Raw genomic sequence first — 20,042 nt, forward strand, 5'->3', positions numbered from 1 at the left:
AGATTCTGACAAATCATGAAACGCTCTAGTGCTTTGTTTCTGAACCCCCTGCGTCTTTATCGCAGGGGGTTTAGTTCCAGCAAATCCCATTTGTTACCGTATAGATCGGCAAAGACGGCAACAATGCCATAAGGCTCGTACCGCGGTTCTTCCAAAAACACGACACCAGCCGTTTTCATCCGCCTATGATCGCGTGCCAAGTCATCGGTATTTAGGAAAAATCCAACGCGGCCACCTGTCTGGTTGCCAATTGCCGATGTTTGCGGTTCACCGGATGCTTTTGCCAGTAACAGGCGCGTTTCAACAGCACCTTTGGGGCTGATAACCACCCAGCGTTTGCCATCCCCCATATCGCTATCTTCAATCAGATCAAATCCGACCTTGTTGACATAGAAATCGATGGCATCGTCGTAATCGGTCACGACAAGTGTGACCAGTCCGATATGGGGCATGTTCGGGAATCCTGAGGGTGGGATACTTACATCAGACCAAGGGTTTTGAACGAATTATATCCGGCCTGGCTGATGATGATGTGATCGTGGATGGTGATTTCCATCGGCTTGGCCGCATCGATAATTTTGCGGGTCATATCGATATCGCCGCGTGATGGGGTGGCATCACCGCTGGGATGGTTATGCACCAGAATGATTGCACTGGCATGCAGTTCCAACGCGCGTTTGATCACTTCACGCGGATAGACCGGGGTGTGATCGACCGTGCCGGTTTGATGGCATTCATCGGCGATCAGCCGGTTTTTGCGATCCAAAAACAGCAAATGCAATTCTTCGGTCTTGCGATGGCCCAACCGTACCCGGCAATAATCAATCAGTTGTTCCCAACTGGCAATCACCGGCAGTTCCATGGCGCGTTCACGTGCAAGGAACTGTGCACTGGCTTCGGCAATCTTGATGGCGGCAATTCCGGCTTCGCCAAGGCCCTTGGCCTTTTGCAAGTCTTCGGGGCGGGCGGCAAGCACATTGGCGAAACTGCCAAACTGCGCAATCAGGGATTTTGCCAATGGTTTGACATCGCCACGCGGCATTGCCATGCACAGCATCAGTTCCAGCAATTCATAATCGGCCAGGGCGTTTGAACCGCCCTTGATAAAGCGTTCGCGCAAACGTTGCCGATGGCCATGGTAATGCGGTTTTGGCTTTTTTTCGGTGGTTTCGGAAATTGGCAGTTCGGGGCTTTGCCCGGCGGGGATGGCATCGCGGGTTTGATCAAAAAACACCCGTGTGCCATCATCAATCTGTGCGGGCTTCGCATCAGCACGGGAAGCAGCTTTGCGATTTTCTGTGTCGCTCAAATCCGCTTCCCCTTTTGTTTGCGCCTAGGCTGTTGCCTTATTCGGCGGCTGCACTGATATCGTATGGCGGTTTTTCAAGTCCGGCCGGTGAACGGGTAAAGATTTCAAACCCGTTATCGGTCACGCCAAGCGAATGTTCAAACTGTGCGGACAGTTTGCGATCCCGCGTCACCGCTGTCCAGCCATCAGGTAGAATTTTACATTCAAAAGTGCCCTGATTGATCATTGGCTCGATCGTAAATATCATGCCCGGTTCCAGAACCAGACCTTCGCCCGGCTTGCCGTAATGCAAAATATTCGGGGCATCATGGAAGACCTGGCCAAGGCCATGGCCGCAAAAATCACGCACCACCGAAAACCGTTCGCTTTCGGCATAGCTTTGGATGGCATGGCCGATATCGCCAAGGGTCGCACCCGGTTTAACAACGTTGATGCCGCGCCAAAGTGCCTCATAGGTCACATCAACAAGGCGCTGCGCCATGACCTTGGGTGTGCCTGCGATATACATGCGTGATGTATCACCGTACCAGCCATCAAGAATGACGGTGACATCGATATTCATGATGTCGCCATTCATCAGTTTTTTATCGCCGGGAATACCGTGACAGACAACATGGTTGATTGATGTGCAAATCGATTTCGGAAAACCGCGATAATTCAGGCAGGCCGAGACCGAATTGTGATCGCGGATATATTCATCACACAATTGATCAAGCTTGCCCGTGGTCACGCCCGGAATAACAAAAGGCGTGATGTAATCGAGCACTTCCGCAGCCAGCCGTCCGGCGGCGCGCATGCCCTCGAATGCTTCGGGTCCGTGCAATTTGACTTTTCCGTTCGCCACCCGAAATCTCCTTGATTCAGCCATAAATTCAATCGTCGCGACGTTGCGACATAATTCAATGACATAATCGGACCGGGCGAAATTGGCAAGGATAGCGTCACTTTCCGTTAAGATCGCGGATCGGCAAGGCCACATTTACCGTCACTGATGCCGTATCAATGACGCAGTCATAGGCAATTGCCTCGACCCCGGCTTTGGTGGCGGCGGCAAAGCGCGCGGCATAATGCGGGTCGATATCCGATGCCAAGGCAAATTGGTGACAATCATCGCGCTGTATCAGGTAAAACATAGCGGCGCGATGCCCCTCGGCAACCATGTCGGTCATCTCGTCCAGATGCTTTGCCCCGCGGGCGGTGACGGCGTCGGGAAATTCAGCCAGACCGGGCACGGCATCGTCACGTTTCAGATGAACGTTTTTAACCTCGACATAGCAAAGCCCGCGATCTGGATCGGACAGCAAGATATCGATCCGCGAATTTTTGCCGTATTTGATTTCGCGTTTAAGTGTCGCATATCCGGCAAGTTCGGGGATTTTCCCGGCCAGTATGGCTTCTTCGACAATCGCGTTGGGATGGGCGGTGTTGATCCCAACCATCGCATCATTGACCCGGCATAATTCCCAACTGTATTTCAGTTTGCGTTTCGGATTGTCCGAAGTGGATAGCCAAACATCAATCCCCGGTTCCTTTAACCCGATCATCCCGCCCGGATTGGCACAATGGGCGGTGACCATCTCGCCATTATCAAGTTCGATATCAGCCAAAAAGCGTTTGTACCGCTTGATCAGTTTGCCGTGGATCAGGGGGTGAGGAAGTTCCATATCAAACCTTTCGGAAAACTGTTCTGACACAAACTGTCAGGTGATGAACGCGGTCAGGGTGCCAATTTCGCGGTAAAATGGTCATACATCAAGCCCTTGCGACGAATGACGATCTGATAGGAGCCATCATGCGCCAAAGCCTGCGCGATAAAATCATTGCTGTTTGCGATCGCAAAATCGCCCAAAAAGGCCCAAATGTCGGCCTGTCATTCTATGCGTTCTTCGCCAACCGCAATGATGATCCGGCCCTTCTGATGGAAGTCGCCACATGGTGGATCGAAACCCACCGGCTGGATCATTTTGAAAAGGCCACCAAAATCCGCGGGCTGGTTTTAGCCGGGATGTGATCCATTTGGCTTCAAATCTTCATATTCGACAAAACGATGGTCGGGAAACCATCGGGTAGCTGGACGGGGGCAAGCAACTTGCGAAGCTTCCCAGCTTTAACATGCTTTTGTTTGTGCAGTGTCTCGCACAAGCTGTCGAACACAGCAGAATTCAGCGAAAAATACTGTTCGAGTAGGCTGAGATGGCGTTCGCGCAGCTCGCAAAGAGCTTGGTTGTTGTGCTCGATCTCAAGGGTGTTTGTTGGGGCAGGGTAGAAAATTTGACCAGGCTGTTGGCTTAGAAATCGTTTGGCCGCGTCCATCCAATGCTCATAGCTCTGTTGCGAACCATCATGGATGATGCCAAGTTTGAATTTTTCCGCAGCTTGACCGGCAAGACAACATAACATTGCCCATTGATATTCATTCGATGCGGCAGCTTGATGTTTTAAACCGGTCCCAACGGTTGCGCCTAATCCGAATTCTGAAGGCTTGGCTATAATTTCGACATAACCGGGAATCTCGTCAACAGCAGCAAACATCATCGCGTGGCCTGCTTCGTGTATTGCGACCGTTTCGTTATCCCTCTTTGAGAATGACGGGAGCACGAAGTTTTGTATGTTCCACGCAAGCGGGTTTGTCAGTTTGCCGAAAAAAAAGGCTATGATTGCGCCAAGACAGCAAAGTGCAAAAGCGCTAGCCAAGGCAGCGAGTTCTGCCGGATTTTGGCTGAAATAGTGATATGTAGCGCCGCCAAAAGCCGAAGCGAGCCACATGGAGCAGGCAATAAAGAGCATTCCCGCAAGCCAGCTACGCACACTCAATGAGAAGGGGAACAGCAGTTGGGTCAGGAACAGGAACGCCGGGAACAGCAGTAAATAGCCAAAAAGCGTTTTAGAAAAATCATCTGTGGGATCATCAATCTTTTTGAAAACGACAAGAATTCCGGCAATCAGTAGAACACAGATCAACAGCCCGGCAACGCTTTTGATTGTTGCCTTTCCGGCAAATCCGAACTTTTTGAATTTCACGTGCTTTTCCCCGAACTGTCATCCCCCAGAAAATCAACCAGACTGACTTGCCCTGAACCACGGCGCAGCGGTTTTGGCTGGCTTTCATCCGGGGCCCATGCGGTCAGATAGATAATCTGAAATTTTGCATGGATGCGGCCGTCTTCGCGCCCATGGCGTTCGTGATAAATTGCGGCCGCGCGGGCCAATGTGCTGCGTTTGGTGAATTTTTTGGATCGGATGGCAACCAGATTGCTTTCGCCCATCCCCGAAAGGTCGCGCATCAGTTTTAGCGCGTCGGGATAATCAATGGTGATGTCATCGCAATCAACAACCGGCAGGGCAAAGCCACTGCGCTGTAACAGCGACCCGGCATCGCGGACATCGACAAACGGCGAAACACGCGGTGAAACGCCACCTTCTTCTTCGGCCTCGGCGGTCATCAGGGCTTCGCGCAGATCGCGCAGCGTATCGCCGCCCAGCATACAGGCCAGAAACAGCCCGTCGGGTTTAAGCGCACGGCGCGCCTGAAGCAGCATACCCGGCAAATCATTGACCCAATGCAGCGACAGGTTCGACAGGATCAGATCAAGTGATCCGTCGGCAAAGGGCAGGAATTCTTCGTCGGCGACAAAAGCGGTATGATCGTTTCGCATTTGCGCCGAACGGGCATAGCCATATGAAATATCGCATTGATGCAGGGTTTTGATATCGCCACGTCCGCCAATGATTTGGCCCAGTTCACCACTGTGACAGCCAATATCCACCGCCAGCGGAAACTTGCGCGTTGTATCGTCAAGCCGGTCGGCCAGGCGTTCGGCGGTTTCGGCAAACAGGAAGTTGAATGCGCTGGCCCGCTTTGCAGCACGGTCGCGGCGCAGTTTCAGGATGTGGCGATCAAAAACGGTAATCGGATCGGCCATGGGGCGAGAAGCTCCGTCAAAAGTCGTTTTACAAGTTACGACCTAGATAGAACGTCGCGCCCGCCCATGCAATCCAAGACCTGATCAAAGCGCCAGTTCTAAAGTGCGAGTATAAGCGGTTCGGCTTTGTTGTCTTCCGTTGCGGCGGGAACGGCACAGCAGATCAATGCTTCATCCGGGGCGGTTTTGGCCGATGGTCGGGTTTTATAGGTCACGTGCCCTTGCCGGATTTTGGTTCGGCAGGTGCCGCAATTCCCGCCCCGGCAGCTTGCCTCTGGCGCAAGGCCTGCATCTTCGGCCAATTCCAGCAATGTCTTGGCATCTTTTGGTTGCCAGATGGCCGAGCGGCTTGATTGTGCAAAGTTGATTTGGACTTCTTTGGTGCTGGCCGGGGCCAGCTCGGGTAATTTGGCATCGGCATCGAGGGTTCGTTGTAGCGATGTGGGGCCAAAGGCCTCGGCATGGATGCGGTTATTGGCGATGTTAAGCCCGCGTAGGCCATCATACAGGGCCTGCATAAAGGATGGCGGGCCGCAGAGGTAAAAATCAAAATCGTCAAACGGCAGCAGAGAGCGCAATAAGTTCATGTCGATATGGCCCGATGCCTCGTAATCCTTGCGCGGCTCCGCATCGGTCGGATCGGCCAGCACCCGGACAAGACGAATGCTGCCCTGTGCGGCCTTTGCCAGTTCGATGATTTCAGGATCAAAGGCCCGGTCTTCTCGGTTTCGTGCGGCGTAAAACAGCCATGTCGGCCGAAAACCGCGTGTGCGCAGCCCTTCATAGACCACATGACGCAGCATCGAGATCATCGGCGTGATGCCGATCCCGCCTGCGATCAGAACTGCCGGGCGCTTTTCGTGGGCATCTATTGAAAAGTCCCCGGCAGGGGCGCGGGCTTCGATTACATCGCCGACCTTAAGGTCATCGTGTAAATGGCTTGAAACCACGCCCTCGCGCTTCACACTGATGCGATAGGTATTGTCCGATGGGCCATTTGACAGCGTATAGGTTCGGATCAATGGTTGGTCATGGCCGGGAAGAATAACCCGGATCGGCAGGTGCTGCCCGGCCTTGTGGGGCAGGGTTCCGGCTCCGTCGATCGGTTCGAGATGGAAGGATTTGATTATTCTGTTTTCCTTCACAATCCGGGCGATTTTGAAATTTTGCCACGTAATCGCGTTTTTCATTGCCGCCATTTTACGTTCTGCCGTTTCCCAGTCGCCGGTCAGAAGATTATTGGGTGATACACCGTCGATTTGATCGCGCCAGCGGATCGGCAGGGTGGCTTTGCGCAAAATCACCTTGCGCGGGAAAACCCGCCATAAACGTTCCGCCCCCTGAAAGGCGACAATTTCCGGTCCGTCGATGATGACGTCGGCATCACCGGTGATTTGTAGGACATCGCCGGTGGCGAAATCGGTAAACACAAGGCCAGCCTTGGGATTGGACAGGATATTGCCCAGTGTATTGAAGAACAGGTTGCCGGCAAAATCGGGAATGGTCAGGCTGCCGTCAGAGCCAATGCGGACAAATCCGGGGTTGCCGCCCCGGTGTGAAACATCGACTTCGCGGTTTTCGCCGGGGCGATCAACATAGGTTGCGACAAAGAAGGTATCGGCCGCGGAAATTATCGCCCGTGCCTGTTCATCCAATCCACCGTCCAAATCCTCATACAATTTGTTTTCCGGCAATGCAGGGGCAAGCGGATCGCGGGTGAATTCGACATCGCGCAGGTGGATATATTGCGGGCAGTTGCCATAACTGTGCCCAACCCGGATCGCAAAACGGTTATCAGAATATCGGGCGATGGTGCCATTGAGGCGGTTGCGGCGTCTTGTGTGCAACTCTATCCCGATCATGCCGATGGCCTTGCCGTCATCCATCCCGGCATCGGCCGGGTCGGTTGCATCACGCGGGAGGTCGACAATAAGCTGATAGGGATCGGGCGAAGACAGGAAGCCGGGATGATTGGCGCGAAGGGTTGCCCAGACATCCCCATTGTCATCAACCGCCCCAAACACGGCAAAGGGCAGTTGCGGATAAAACTGGCGATGCTGATCAATCAGGTGGTCACGCAGAACACGTTTGCCGACCTCGGCCATGCGGGCATCGACCCCGACCAGCTTTTGCAGGTGAATTTCACCTTCGTGCCAGGGGCCATCGGTTTTGGCGCCGGACGGTGTGAATTGCAGGGGGGCAGATGAGGCAATGCGCGTGTTCATGGCAGTTTCCTTTGCGAGACAAGGGAAGTCAGGGAAGGGCCGGTCCGGGGCGGGGGATCACCGTGTCTGTGCAGGGGGAGGCCCAAGCATGGTGAAAGACCGGCCAGCCCCGTCCCGACCCGCCCCGTCAGACCGCGGCGCGCAGACCCGCGGCGGTTTGTTCGAACGGCACAAAACCCGGCAGGGCTTCAACACGTTTTAGCCATGCGCGGACATTGGCATAGGCGGCAAGGTCAACATTGCCTTCGGGCGCATTGGCGATATAGCTGTAAAGCGCGACATCGGCGATGGTCGGGTGATCAAGCGCGATCCAGTCATTGCCCGTCAGTTCGTCATCAATCAGGGCAAGGATGGCATGGGCGCGCGTAATGACTTCGTCGGCATTGAACGGCGCGTTAAACACCGTGATCCGACGGGCAGCACAGACGTCAAAGGCAATCTGCCCGGCGGCAACCGAAAGCCATTTCTGGACTTTGGCAGCCCCTTTGGCATCTTCGGGTAACCAATTGGTCGCGCCGAGTTTCTTGGCGATATAGGTCATGATCGCAATGGAATCTGAAATCACGACATCGCCGTCTTCGAGCACCGGCACCTGCCCGAATGGATTCAGTTTGAGGAATTCCGGCGATTTATGGGCCCCATTGGCGAGGTCCACCATCACGACGTCGTGGTCTACGCCCAACAGGCTTAGGAACAGATGGGCACGATGGGCGTGACCCGAGAGCGGAAAATAATGCAGCTTCATTGTTAAAGTCCTTCTTTCAGGGCGACGTTGATTGGATGTCCTGACTATGATTGTTCCTGTTAAATTGATGAATATGGTTTTCCAGGAATTTATTATTCCGTAAAATGGAATGGTTATTGGGTGTTTAGGTGGCTGATTGTTTGGCCGGGAAGGGTGGGATGGATCGATTTCAGGCGATGAAGATATTTGTCCGGGTTGTCGAAGCGCGAAGCTTCGCCGGGGCTGCGCGACAATTACGTTCAAGCCCGCCTGCGGTCACGCGCGCGGTTGCCTTTCTGGAAGACATCACCGGTGCGCGGCTTCTGACCCGGACAACACGGTCCGTCACTCTGACCGAGCCGGGGGCACAATATTATGCCGATTGTAAACGGTTGCTTGGCGATCTGGAAGAAGCCGAAGCAGCGGCGGGTGGTGCCTATGCCCGGCCAAGCGGTACATTGACTGTTACTGCCCCGGTTCTGTTCGGGCAGATGTATATGTTTCCGGTCCTGAGCGAATTTCTTGATCTTTATCCAGAGATGCGCGGCCGGGCGCTTTTGTTTGATCGTATCGTCAATATCGTCGAGGAAGGCATCGATCTTGCCATTCGCATCGGGCATATGTCCGATACATCCATGAGTGCGATCAAGGTGGGGATGGTGCGGCGTATTGTTTGCGGATCGCCGGACTATTTTGCCCAACATGGCTGGCCAAAGGTGCCCGCAGATATTGGGGCGCATAAAGTGATTGCATCAACCGGGTCGTCTGCGCCGCTGGACTGGCAATTTGGCGGCGCTCAGAAAATCAGCCTTTCGGTAAGCGCACGATTGCAGAGCAATTCGATCGAGGCCGCACGCAATGCGGCGATTGATGGGTGGGGGATGGTGCGTTTGTTATCTTATCAGGCGATACCCTTTATCGAGGCCGGGTCGCTTGAAGTGGTTCTGAGGGAGTATGAGCCCGAACCACTTCCGATCCATATCGTTCATCCCGAAGGCCGCCATGCCCCGGCCAAGGTTCGGGCTTTTATCGATCTGGCGGTAGATCGTTTACGTTCGGACAAGCGGATCAATTAGAAGATCGTATCAACCTTGGCGCGTGCTATATTTGAATGTGGTTTCAATATTTCGGGGCATCGGGTGGGGATTTTACCGTCGCAGATTGGCCGCATCATCGGTGATGTGATGAAAATCGGTTTGCGGACCGTTTTACCGCCGCGCTGTGGTGGCTGTGGCACTATTACCGATACGGTACATGCGGTTTGTGCCGATTGCTGGGCCGGATTGCGGTTCATATCCAAGCCGCTTTGTGCGTGTTGTGGTTATCCTTTCGAACTTGTCAGCGACGATCTTGGTGACGGTATCTTGTGTGGTGAATGCCTGCGCAAACACCCGGCCTTTGACGCGGCGCGGGCGGCGCTTGTTTATGACGATTTCAGCCGGAATTATATTTTGCGGTTTAAACATGCGGATCGTACCGATCTGACGCCGCTTCTGGCGCGATGGCTGTTGCAGGCTGGGCGGGATTTTTGGTCGGATGCTGATCTGATTATTCCCGTGCCCTTGCATCGAACGCGATTATTAAAACGGCGCTATAATCAGTCGGGCTTGCTGGCCGCGGCCTTGTCGCGGCAAACCGGTATTGCCTGGCATGGCACAGTTCTTCGCCGGTTGCGCAAAACGCGCAGCCTGGGCGGTCTGGGGCCGTCATCGCGCAAGCGCGAAGTTGGCGGCGCCTTTGCCATAAATGAACGCCAGGCAGGGAAAATAGGCCTTGATGGGGCGCGGGTTATTTTGATTGATGATGTGCTGACGACCGGGGCGACGGCCAATGCCTGTACACGGATTTTAAAACAGGCCGGAGCCATGCACGTCTCTGTGATCACAGTTGCACGGGTGGTGCGATGACGCGTTGCAAAATATCTGTTATAGAAACGTCATCCAACGAAATTGATCGGCCGTAATGCAATGTAAAGGCGCTGATTTTGCGCCGTCACGTGGATCATGGTCAGAAGAAAAAGGAACATAACGAGATGGCAAAAGTCGAAGTTTACGCCACCGAATGGTGCCCCTATTGCAAGCGCGCCCGCAAGCTTTTGGAAGAAAAAGGTGCCAAATACGAATTGATCGACGTGATGATGGAACCGCGTCGTAAAAAGGAAATGATGGATCGCGCCAATGGCAAACACACCGTGCCGCAGATCTTTATCAATGACGAACATATCGGCGGTTGCGACGAGTTGATGGCGCTGAATGCCAAGGGCGGCCTGGACAGTAAACTGTCGGCCTGAATGTTCGCATCATTGCGAAATTGAAAAACCCCGGTCCCTTAATTGGGCCGGGGTTTTTCGTTGGTGGTGGCACGACGGGGTCGGGGGGGGATTCAGGTGTTAGCGACCAAAGGTATCTTCCATTTCCTTGCGGAAACGGATGGCCGGATCATGGGCATTAAAATCGACATCATCCCAGGTCACGACCTGATCAACCGCGACCTTGCGTTTAAGTGTCAGATGATGGGCAAGGCCAATCGGCAGGGCATTATTGGCCTTTGACATGCGTGCAGGCATTAATTTGCCATAGACGGTGTAACCGCCTTCGCCGTCCAGCCGATCCCCCACCGCCAGTTCGCGTTTGGCAAAGGCAACCGCATCGCCCGACCATGCGCGTGGTGATCCGGTGGCCTCACCACGCAGAGCAGCAGAGGCGACCGAAATGCCAAGTTCCAGCCCGATCAAATGGTATGGTTTATACATCGCGGAATATTGACCGGTTGGATCGGTCAGAAGGCCATATTCCGAGAAGCAGCGTTTGACATAATCGCTGGGGGCTTCGAAGGTCACATAAACGCCCCAGCGCAGATCGCGAAATACCGGGCGAGTATCGCGTTCAAGGCTTGAAACCACTTCAACCGTACCTTTGCGATCCAGCAATCCACCGGTTTCTTTGGGCGAGAGCAAACGTGGCAGATCATCAACCCCGCAGGCCGGAAACCGCAGACCGACATCTTGGGGTACCAGATCGCAGGCATTGGAAACCGCCGCCATTTCTATGGCGGATTTGGTGCCATCCAAAAAGCTGTTGAAAATCTGCGGGTTCATGCCGCCAGCCTTGGCCTGTTCCGGTGTCAGGCCATAATGGGTCCAGACATCATCGGGCGTCACATGGTGATAGGCGGGCAGATATTTGGTGCCCTTGCCCGCACAGATGACATCAAGGCCAACCGCACGCGCCCAATCAACCATTTCGGCAATCAGGGCCGGTTGATCGCCATAGGCCATGGAATAGACCAGCCCGGCCTGTTCGGCTTTACGTGCCAGTAACGGCCCGGCAAGGACATCTGCCTCGACATTGACCATCACCAGATGACGGCCATATTCGATGGCCTTAAGCCCGAACCGAATGCCCGCCGCCGGGCTGCCGGTGGCATCGATGATGACCTCTAGCCCGTTGGCTTCGATCAGGGCGTTGGCATCCTCGGTAATCCATGTGGTGCCGTTTTTAAGCGCGTCATCGGGATTTGTTGCCTGATAGCGATCCTTTGGCCAGCCAACACGCGCCAATGCGTCTTTGGCGCGTGTTGCACTGAGATCGGCAACGCCAAGCACGTGATAGCCCGGATGATGGCCCGCCTGACTTAGAAACATCGAGCCGAATTTACCCGCGCCGATAATGCCAACCCGAACGGGATTGCCATCCGCAGCACGTTTGCGCAGCTTTGTATCAAGGTTCATCTAAAATTCTCCGTCACCGCCAAATTATGCTGCGGCTTGTTTCGCCACCAGTTCATCAAGGCAATCATCGGCAAGCGGGGTGATCGGGGTAAAGTCCCGATGTGCGATCCACGGTTTGCGATTAAACGCCCGGATATGGTTCGAAACAGCGCAGAGGCTTAGATAAACAATGGTGCGGTCAAACGGGCTGATATTGGGCGGGCTGGCATGGACCAGATTGCCATGGAACATCACAACCGAACCGGCGGGGCCAATTGGCGCTTCACAGCCGCCCTCGGCGGCAAGTTTGGAAACGGTTTCGCGATCCAGTGTCCATAAAGGATAGGATGTGGTTTCAAGGTCATGACCGGCCTTAAGCACGCCTGCCTTGTGGCTTTTGGGGATAAACAGCAACGGGCCATTGGCCGGGGTGACGTCTTCAAGAAACAGGGCGATGTTGAAAGCGCGCGGTTCGGGCATTTCATCGTCGCGTTGCCAGGTGCCGTAATCCTGATGCCATTGCCAGACAGCGCCATCAAAGGCAGCTTTGGCGTTGATTTTGTATTGATGCATATAGACCTGTTCATCAAGGAACTGTTCAACAGGTTCGATCAAACGGGGATGGGAACCAAGACGGCGGTGGGCCTCGTTATAGGTATGCGCAGCAAAGGCGGTGCGCGCCACACCTGATGTTTCGCGCCAGACTTCTTCGCGGTCCGATGCGTAAATACCGCGTGCTTCGGCCAGCAAAAGGGCGGCTTCTTCGCGGGAAAAAAGTTCTGGCAGAAAGACAAAGCCCTGTTCGCGGAATTCGGCAAGTGCCGTTTCGTTGAGTTTCATGATGTTCCTCCGTGTCGCATTTTTGTTTTTGTATTGCGACGATATGCCCTGTTTGGACGGTTTATGCGCCAGGCGATTCAATTGTTTTTTTGCAGTTTCTTTCATATGCGTCAGTAAACGCTGGGTGGCATTGCGTGCATGTGCAATGGCCAATCGTTCGGCTGCCGCACCATCGCCGGCCATGATGGCATCGGCGATGGCTTCGTGTTCGGTCCAGACGGGGTCAGGACCGGTTCCGGTCTGCAGGTCGGCGTGCATGACGCGCCGAACCTGCAGCCAGATTGCGGCGGATGCCTCGGGCAATAGGGGATTGCCCGAAAGGCGATAGATCGTTTGATGAAACGCGACATCGGCTGCAACAAGATCTGCGGTGGTGTTTTTGTCCAGGGCGTGGTGTCCCTGTTTAATCGCCGCCCGCAGTGCCGATTTCCGATCAGATTCCGAGGATTTTGACGCCAAACGGGCAGCAAGCCCGTCAAACGCTTCACGCAAGTCATACACATGCTGAACCAGATCGGCATCGACCGGGGCAACGCGATAGCCGCGCCGTCCCATCGGTACCACCAGTCCATCACGTCGCAACAAACCCAGAGCTTGCAACACGGGCTGCCGCGAGACATTGAGCTCCTCGGCCAAAGCTTCCTGACGCAAAGGTGTTCCGGGAGGGAGAGCACCGGAACAAAGCGCATCAACCAAACGGTCATGCACTTCGTCAGTCAGACTTTTACGACCGGAAAGCGGTTCCATCTTCAATCCTTTTTCTACATTCGGAATACTGTATACACTAATTTGAACCATGGGAAGATCAAAACGGCGGGTTTTGTCTCTGTGGTTGCGCAAGGGCATGAAAATGCGTGCTGCGATGGGATATTGCCCGATTGTGTCTTGCCGGTTGGCAGGCGACATTTCATGATTAAAGCCGAACATCGATAAAGGAGCCGACGTCATGGACCGTTTCATTGCTGCCTGTGTTCAGGTCAATGCCCGCGACGATATGAACGATAACCTTGCGCGTGCGGCGACCTATGCCCGCGATGCCCATGCGGCGGGGGCGACGCTGATTGCGTTTCCGGAAAATGTTTCCATGATCTCGTTTGGTGGGGAAAAGGTTCGCACTGCGGCCTATGACGAGGCCGCCCATCCCGCCCTGACATTTTTCTGCGATTTGGCCGTGGAACTGAAATCAACCCTGATTGTCGGATCGCTGCATGTGACGGTGCCGGGCGAAGACCGGGTGGCCAATCGGTGTTTCGTCATTGGCCCGGATGGCAAGGTCATCACATCCTATGACAAGATCCACATGTTTGATGTTGATCTGGCGGGGGGTGAAAGTTACCGCGAAAGCAAAACATTCCGCCCCGGTGATCAGGCAAGGCTTGCCAAAACCGATGTCGGGGATATCGGCATTGCCATTTGTTATGACGTGCGGTTCCCGCAGCTTTTCCGCGACTATGCCAAGGCAGGTGCGAAAATATTATCCATCCCGGCGGCCTTTACCAGAACGACCGGGCAGGCGCATTGGCACAATTTGTTGCGGTCGCGCGCCATTGAAAATGGCTGTTTTGTCATTGCGGCCGCCCAGTGTGGCGAACATCCGGGCGACCGAAAGACATTTGGTCATTCATTGATCATTGACCCATGGGGCGAAGTCCTTGCCGATGGCGGCACCGATCCCGGCTTTATCACCGCCGAGATTGATCTGGGCCGGGTCGAAGAGATTCGGCGCATGGTGCCATCCCTTCACAATGACCGGGCATATAAGCCATGCTGAGCTAGGGCGTATCGGGTTGGTGGTCAGTGATAGCTGACCACCTCGAACTCGATGCCGTTTTCATCGTTAAAGTAAAACCGGCGACCCGGCTCGTAATCCGCATGGTTGTGGGTTTTATAGCCGCCCGCCAAAATCTTTTTTTCTGTTGCGTCCAGATCATCGACCACGATCCCGATATGGTTCAATCCGCCGCGCGTGGCATAGGAATTTTCAGTGGTTTCTGCGGATGTGCCCGTGGAATAAATGGCGACATAGCTTGTATCGTTGCCGACGTGATAGGTCGTGCCATTATCCTTGGACGGGCCGTGCCAGCGGATTTTCCATCCGAACCAGTTGCACAATTGGGCGGCGGTTTTGGCCGGATCGGCAACGGTGAAATTCACATGTTCCAGAAATGCATTTGTCATTGCGTGTTCCTTTGTCTTTGTTTGCAGTTTCTTCTGTTCTAATTCCTCAAGTTAAGTTGAGGTCAAGGGGAATCGCGATGCACATGGCAATGCGCAAAATGCGGTATGCGGGGGATCACGCGGGTTCACGAAACAGTGTCGCAACGTCATTTTACGTTTGGTGTCGTTTCTTTCAGTCTTGGCACATCCAAAGATATTAACCGGAGTGTTAAAGGCGATGCTAAAGCGTATTTTACTGGCTTCTTCCCTGATGATTGGCATGTCGGGGGCGGCATTTGCGGGCGAGCAATATGTGGATGAAACCGGTTTTGCCATCAGCGGTTATGACCCGGTGGCCTATTTCGATCTGAAACAGTCAGAACCCGGTAATGTTCAGCCCCGTGCCGTGCCGGGACATGCGACGATTACAGTGGATTATAACGGTGCGACATGGGCGTTTGCATCGACCGAACATCGCGACATGTTCGTTGCCAATCCGGAAAAATATGCCCCGAAATATGACGGGCATTGTGCCTATGGCGTGGCACAGGGTGGCAAGGCTCCGGGGAACCCGAACCTGTGGCGGATTGTCGACGGGGTGCTTTATCTGAACGTCACGCCAACGGTGGTTGGTTTCTGGAGCAGTGATATCAGTGGCAATATAGACAAGTCCGAAAGTAATTGGACGTCGCTTGAGGCCGAGGGCGCATCTGCACGAAGCTGGCAGGCGATTGCCGATAATGACGGTACCTATGACGGCCCTGCCCCTGTGCAGTAAGGCTGCAAATTGACCCCCCGGCAGATTTGGTCTGCCGGGGGGTGTTTTACGAATTGCGTAAAGCTTCGACGACCGGTCGTCGATAGAGCAAGAAGGCCGGAACGGTGGCAAGGATCAGGCCGATCAGGATAAAGCCACCGGCAAGCGAAAGTTCGGACCTCGAAATTGTTGCCTGCAACGCCATGCCGGTTTCGGCGGTAAAGATGGCTGAAACCGATTGTGCAACAAGCCAGCCCAGCCCAAGCCCGCCAATCGCCCCGATCACCACAAGGATCGAGACATAGGACCAGATCGCGCCAAACACATAGCTGCGCGGGGCGCCAAGGGCACGCAGAACCGCGAATTGTTTGCGATAAAGCTGCATCAGGGCAAGGATCGCTGCCAGAATGGCGGCAACCACCAATCCCTGTGATCCCAGGGCCATCGCGCGCATCACCGAACCGGCATTGCCCAGCAAGCGATACATTTCCACCAGAACCTCGGCCGGGAAAAATGCCGTGCTGTGTTCTGTCCGAAAATCTGAACGCAGGGTATAAGCCGCCGCAACGCTTTTGGGGCGGACAACCAGTGCCGGAACACCGGGCAGGGCATCGGCATCAAAGGGCGGGCCGATATGGTCCATCACTTCATGGTCGTGCTCATGTTCTTCGTCGTGATGTTCCGCAGTTTCACCATGGTCATGATCTTCATGTTCGTCATGATGTTCTGTTGCGTCGTCATGTTCATGGTCGTGATCGTCTTCATCATGTCCGGTCGGCAGGGCATGGATATCCCAGACCTGTTCGACGGCAACGATGATCGCACTATCCCATGGGGTGCCGGTCGGGTTCATCTTGCCGACAACTTCGAGATGCACACCATGATGATGATGTTCAAGTTCGGCCTCGGCACCTTGGCCGTGGACGGGTTCGAATTCATCACCGATTTCAAGTGGTACGGCGGCACCGATCACGGCCTGTTCGATATTTTCAAACACATGCCCCGTGGCAAGTCCGTCCGAAAGATAATCAACAAATTGCGGGGTTGATCCGACGATGCTGTGATCTTGCCAGCTATCACCAAAGGCCAGCGGTGCTGCGATCTTGACGCGTGGATCGTCGATCAGGCTGGCCCAGTATTGGCCATCAAGCAGGTTGACCGCGCTATGTTGCAGGAAAATTGTATTCATCACGATTTCGGTATGGCTGCCCGGTGCGGCAATCAAAATATCGAATTTGTCGGCGGCCTGGGCACTGCCCTGACGAAGGGCGCGTTCCTGTGCGGTGATGCCAACACCAATGGCAACGGCAACCGCAATCAGCAAAACAAACAGGATGTTCATGATCCAGTGACGCCGCAGACTGGCCATGACGATGGGAAACGGGTTCATGCGTCCTCCGCCGGGTTGCGCGACACATCATCGACAAGATGACCCTTGTCGAATTTCAGGATGCGTTTGCAGCGATCAATGACATCGCGATCATGACTGACGGTGATAACGGTCCGGTTCGGTCCCGCGAGCGAAAACAGGGTGTCGGCCGCGACCAGACTGGCGGCATCGTCCAGACTGGCGGTTGGTTCATCGGCCAGAATGATTGGCGGATCGAATAAAAGGGCGCGGGCAATCGCCACACGTTGCTGTTCGCCGCGCGACAGGTCCGAGGTGCTTTTGCGCGCCATCGGCACGCCGACCTGATCCAGCAGATCATGGGCGCGCTGGCGCGTATCGGCCGAAATGCGCCATCCGGCAAAGCTTGCCGGGATCAGAACGTTTTCAAGCGGGCTGACTTCGTCGATCAGATGGAAGTCCTGAAACACAAACCCGATCGATTGGCGTCGCCAGCGATCACAGGCGCCTTCCGACAGTTTGGTGATATCGGTGTCATTCCAGTTAATTTGTCCGCGTGTCGGGCGCAAAAGGCCGCTGATCAGATAAAGCAGGCTGGATTTTCCCGAACCAGAAGGCCCGGAAATGCCGACCACCTCGCCACGGTTAATGGCAAGTGTTGGCAAGGCAAGAACCGGTGCCGCATTTTTCTGATAGCACAGTTCCAGATCCGTAATTCGCAAAAGCCCGGCAGCATTTTGGTCTGCCATGGAACTAGACGATTTCGAATTGGGCATCGACAAGTCGGACAAGGCTGACAAATCCGGTATCCTCATCTTTGGCTTCGCCGAGCTCAAGAATTCCACTCGTGACAATCATGCGGTTAAAGGCGATGGCCTCGACCATTTTACGGGTCCGGACGAAAACGATATCGACCGGCCAGTCGGCAGATGTTTCGCAAAACGGGCAAACCGACATGGGGCGGCGGGTCAGAACAAAAAACGATGCCTCGGCCTTAAGCGGCGGGGCCATGAAGCCGGTAATTTCAATACGGGTTTTTTCTTTGGCAAATGTTTTGGCCAGAACCGAAAATTCGGCCTGGTTTTTGTAAATATCGGTAATTTTGATCCGGTCACGTGCAAAGGCAGACGGCGCAATTAGCATTCCGGCGGTTGCGGCAGTACCTGCAATAAAGGTGCGACGTCCGATGATCATGGGAATCTCCATTAAGGAAAAAACCGGCCGCAGCGAACTGCGACCGGCAATATTTGGGCTATGCGTTATTTCGAAGCCATACGGTCTTCGATTTTCGAGGCATAGGACATGACGTGATAGATGAAGTTCTGTTCAACGACGCCGTGGAACAGGTGCGACCAGGGACCGGCCGCAAAGATGGCAACATCGTCACCGGCATGGGTTTCGCTGCTCATCGGAATCAGGGCCGGCTGAAGGAAGTCAACGTCGGTGGTATCGACATTGGCAAGGTCAGGACGAAGTTCGTCTTTAAGTGCGCCCGGACCGTTCATGTAACCAAGGGTGGTGTAAGCTTTGCCATCATCGGCTTTGCCCTGTGACAGGCCAAGGATCGGATTGCCACGCTCGGCATAGCCGGAAATGGTCATGGTGTGCGAATGGTCGGCCGTGACGATGATCAGGGTGTTTTCCATGTCGACTTTGCTCATGGCTTCCTTGACCGCGTCATTAAGGGCGACGGTGTCTTCAAGCGCACGGGCAGCATTGCCTTCGTGGTGGGCATGGTCAATACGACCGGCTTCAACCATCAGGAAGTAGCCTTTGTCATTTTTCGACAGGATATCGATGGCTTTGCCGGTCATTTCGGCCAGGCTCGGTTCACCACCGGCATCTTTCGCACGGTCGGCTTCGTATTCCATGTGCGACCGGTCAAACAGGCCCAGAACATGTTTGGCTGATGCGACGTCAATCGCGTCAAACTGTTCTTTGTTCCAGATATAGGATGCGCCTTTGCCTTTGGCATCGACCCATTCCTTGGTCAAATCGCGACCATCGGTACGGCTGCCAGTTTTGCCTTTGTCTTCGGGATCGTTCATCGATTTGTCGATGAAGTTACGGCGACCGCCACCGAATGCAACTTCAAAGCCGTCGCCGGCTGGCCATGCGATCATCTGGCTTGCGATATCCGGGCAACCATCTGCTTTGGCGGCATCGGAAAGATCCGCATCATTTTCCCAGTTACGGTCCGCGGTGTGGACATAGGTTGCAGCCGGGGTGGCATGGGTCAAACGGGCGGTGGAAATTACGCCGGTTGACATGCCTTGTTCTTCAGCCTGAGCGGCAAGGCTTTTGACCGGGTGGGCCAATTGGGCTTTGCAGTCGCCACGGGCAACTTCGGAACTGACGCCGATGGTGCCGTTATTCATTTTTACGCCAGCCATCATTGCCGATGCGGTCGGTGCCGAGTCAGCGATCTGGGCGTCATGGGTATAGGTCTTGGACAGGGCAACATTCGGGAAGGTGCCAAAGACAAGGCTGTTGCTTTCGCCGTCAACGCCGCGCTTCTGACCTTCATAGATGCGTGCGGCGGTTACGGTCGGAATGCTCATGCCGTCACCAACGAACAGGATAACGTTCTTGGCGCGGTTGGTATTGACCTGCTCGTGCAGTTTCTGCTGCAGGGTCTGCTGTGCAGCGACGAAATACGGATCATTGGCCTGCGGCAGCATATCAGCGGCAACAGCAACGTTCGCGCACATGGCACCAGCCAGTGCGGAGGCAACAAGAAGGCGTTTCATTTCGATGTTCTCCCTTATCGAACTGTGTGTTCGGCCACGCGATATACATGCGACGAACGGTGCGCATTGTAAAAATCGCGAGAGGCGTTTTCGTGAAGGAAATGTTATCGATCTGTTACGCTGTTCATTCGGGCGCACGGGATGGTGCATTTGCTCGATGTATGTCGGTGGTGCATCCGGTGCATTGAACCTGACGGGGGCTTGGTGGTTGAAATCCTTCTAAATTTCCGATGGTTTGTCAGGTCGCCCTGAACCGATGCGATTTGCACCGGATCAGGGGCTGACTTTGGCCTGACTTTG

The 20,042-nt window shown here is 54.5% G+C and carries 21 protein-coding genes; 6 read left to right on the forward strand and 15 right to left on the reverse strand.

Annotated features, from left to right (window positions below; translation table 11 throughout):
• Positions 1 to 56: 56 nt before the first annotated feature.
• From TALK_RS17200 to sfsA, 4 genes are all read right to left on the reverse strand, one after another.
• Complete coding sequence (locus tag TALK_RS17200; protein ID WP_085620388.1) at positions 57 to 452, reverse strand: VOC family protein; 396 nt, start codon at positions 450 to 452, stop codon at positions 57 to 59.
• Between the two features lie 26 nt (positions 453 to 478).
• The gene (gene radC, locus TALK_RS17205) at positions 479 to 1,309 is read right to left on the reverse strand and encodes a RadC family protein (protein ID WP_085620389.1); all 831 of its coding nucleotides are present in this window, start codon (positions 1,307 to 1,309) and stop codon (positions 479 to 481) included.
• Between the two features lie 37 nt (positions 1,310 to 1,346).
• Positions 1,347 to 2,177: a type I methionyl aminopeptidase gene (gene map, locus TALK_RS17210; protein WP_169715062.1), complete on the reverse strand. Its 831-nt coding sequence runs from the start codon at positions 2,175 to 2,177 to the stop codon at positions 1,347 to 1,349.
• Positions 2,178 to 2,250: 73 nt separating this feature from the next.
• Complete coding sequence (gene sfsA / locus TALK_RS17215) at positions 2,251 to 2,973, reverse strand: DNA/RNA nuclease SfsA (protein WP_085620391.1); 723 nt, start codon at positions 2,971 to 2,973, stop codon at positions 2,251 to 2,253.
• 128 nt (positions 2,974 to 3,101) lie between these two features.
• On the opposite strand from sfsA, the gene TALK_RS17220 reads away from it, so the two are divergent.
• The gene (locus TALK_RS17220) at positions 3,102 to 3,320 is read left to right on the forward strand and encodes a DUF6500 family protein (protein WP_085620454.1); all 219 of its coding nucleotides are present in this window, start codon (positions 3,102 to 3,104) and stop codon (positions 3,318 to 3,320) included.
• An 11-nt stretch (positions 3,321 to 3,331) separates the two neighbouring features.
• Here TALK_RS17220 and TALK_RS17225 read toward each other — a convergent pair whose 3' ends face one another.
• From TALK_RS17225 to TALK_RS17240, 4 genes are all read right to left on the reverse strand, one after another.
• Positions 3,332 to 4,330, reverse strand: a complete 999-nt coding sequence (locus TALK_RS17225) for an FtsH/Yme1/Tma family ATP-dependent metallopeptidase (protein WP_085620392.1) — start codon at positions 4,328 to 4,330, stop codon at positions 3,332 to 3,334.
• Positions 4,327 to 5,232, reverse strand: coding sequence for a methyltransferase domain-containing protein (locus TALK_RS17230; protein WP_085620393.1), 906 nt, complete (start codon positions 5,230 to 5,232; stop codon positions 4,327 to 4,329). Before TALK_RS17230 ends, TALK_RS17225 begins: the two co-directional genes overlap by 4 nt.
• Positions 5,233 to 5,330: 98 nt before the next feature.
• Entirely contained in the window at positions 5,331 to 7,457 is a 2,127-nt protein-coding gene (locus TALK_RS17235) for a 2Fe-2S iron-sulfur cluster-binding protein (protein WP_085620394.1), read from the reverse strand.
• A gap of 127 nt (positions 7,458 to 7,584) precedes the next feature.
• On the reverse strand, positions 7,585 to 8,202 hold the full coding sequence (locus TALK_RS17240; protein ID WP_085620395.1) for a glutathione S-transferase family protein: 618 nt from the start codon (positions 8,200 to 8,202) through the stop codon (positions 7,585 to 7,587).
• 158 nt (positions 8,203 to 8,360) lie between these two features.
• Here TALK_RS17240 and TALK_RS17245 point away from each other — a divergent pair, with 158 nt between their 5' ends.
• The 3 genes from TALK_RS17245 to grxC all read left to right on the forward strand — a co-directional run bounded on the left by TALK_RS17245 (position 8,361) and on the right by grxC (position 10,471).
• The gene (locus TALK_RS17245; protein ID WP_085620396.1) at positions 8,361 to 9,257 is read left to right on the forward strand and encodes a LysR family transcriptional regulator; all 897 of its coding nucleotides are present in this window, start codon (positions 8,361 to 8,363) and stop codon (positions 9,255 to 9,257) included.
• Between the two features lie 63 nt (positions 9,258 to 9,320).
• Positions 9,321 to 10,088 carry a ComF family protein gene (locus tag TALK_RS17250; protein WP_139833871.1) on the forward strand — a complete coding sequence of 256 codons (768 nt, stop codon included), beginning with the start codon at positions 9,321 to 9,323 and terminating at the stop codon, positions 10,086 to 10,088.
• 125 nt (positions 10,089 to 10,213) lie between these two features.
• The gene (grxC, locus tag TALK_RS17255; protein ID WP_037991032.1) at positions 10,214 to 10,471 is read left to right on the forward strand and encodes a glutaredoxin 3; all 258 of its coding nucleotides are present in this window, start codon (positions 10,214 to 10,216) and stop codon (positions 10,469 to 10,471) included.
• 99 nt (positions 10,472 to 10,570) lie between these two features.
• On the opposite strand, the gene TALK_RS17260 is transcribed toward grxC, so the two are convergent.
• Positions 10,571 to 11,911 carry an NAD(P)H-dependent oxidoreductase gene (locus TALK_RS17260; RefSeq protein ID WP_085620397.1) on the reverse strand — a complete coding sequence of 447 codons (1,341 nt, stop codon included), beginning with the start codon at positions 11,909 to 11,911 and terminating at the stop codon, positions 10,571 to 10,573.
• Between the two features lie 24 nt (positions 11,912 to 11,935).
• Entirely contained in the window at positions 11,936 to 13,477 is a 1,542-nt protein-coding gene (locus TALK_RS22305; protein WP_245830009.1) for a phytanoyl-CoA dioxygenase family protein, read from the reverse strand.
• A gap of 199 nt (positions 13,478 to 13,676) precedes the next feature.
• Between TALK_RS22305 and TALK_RS17275 the strand changes: the two genes are divergently transcribed.
• Complete coding sequence (locus TALK_RS17275; RefSeq protein ID WP_085620398.1) at positions 13,677 to 14,501, forward strand: carbon-nitrogen hydrolase family protein; 825 nt, start codon at positions 13,677 to 13,679, stop codon at positions 14,499 to 14,501.
• 23 nt (positions 14,502 to 14,524) lie between these two features.
• Here the strand turns inward: TALK_RS17275 and TALK_RS17280 are convergent, their stop codons facing one another.
• A complete protein-coding gene (locus tag TALK_RS17280) occupies positions 14,525 to 14,908 on the reverse strand; it encodes a VOC family protein (protein ID WP_085620399.1) in 384 nt (127 codons plus the stop codon).
• 217 nt (positions 14,909 to 15,125) lie between these two features.
• Between TALK_RS17280 and TALK_RS17285 the strand changes: the two genes are divergently transcribed.
• Entirely contained in the window at positions 15,126 to 15,665 is a 540-nt protein-coding gene (locus TALK_RS17285) for a YHS domain-containing (seleno)protein (protein WP_085620400.1), read from the forward strand.
• Positions 15,666 to 15,711: 46 nt separating this feature from the next.
• On the opposite strand, the gene TALK_RS17290 is transcribed toward TALK_RS17285, so the two are convergent.
• From TALK_RS17290 to TALK_RS17305, 4 genes are all read right to left on the reverse strand, one after another.
• Positions 15,712 to 17,034 carry an FtsX-like permease family protein gene (locus TALK_RS17290; protein WP_085620401.1) on the reverse strand — a complete coding sequence of 441 codons (1,323 nt, stop codon included), beginning with the start codon at positions 17,032 to 17,034 and terminating at the stop codon, positions 15,712 to 15,714.
• Positions 17,031 to 17,741 (reverse strand): ABC transporter ATP-binding protein, encoded by a 711-nt coding sequence (locus TALK_RS17295; protein WP_085620457.1) that lies wholly within the window; start codon positions 17,739 to 17,741, stop codon positions 17,031 to 17,033. The genes TALK_RS17290 and TALK_RS17295 overlap by 4 nt, the downstream gene beginning before the upstream one ends.
• Positions 17,742 to 17,745: 4 nt before the next feature.
• Entirely contained in the window at positions 17,746 to 18,186 is a 441-nt protein-coding gene (locus TALK_RS17300) for a hypothetical protein (RefSeq protein WP_085620402.1), read from the reverse strand.
• Positions 18,187 to 18,251: 65 nt separating this feature from the next.
• The gene (locus TALK_RS17305; protein ID WP_085620403.1) at positions 18,252 to 19,742 is read right to left on the reverse strand and encodes an alkaline phosphatase; all 1,491 of its coding nucleotides are present in this window, start codon (positions 19,740 to 19,742) and stop codon (positions 18,252 to 18,254) included.
• Positions 19,743 to 20,042 lie beyond the last annotated feature (300 nt).

It is taken from the genome of Thalassospira alkalitolerans (genome assembly GCF_002115745.1).
Classification (GTDB): Bacteria; Pseudomonadota; Alphaproteobacteria; order Rhodospirillales; family Thalassospiraceae; genus Thalassospira; species Thalassospira alkalitolerans.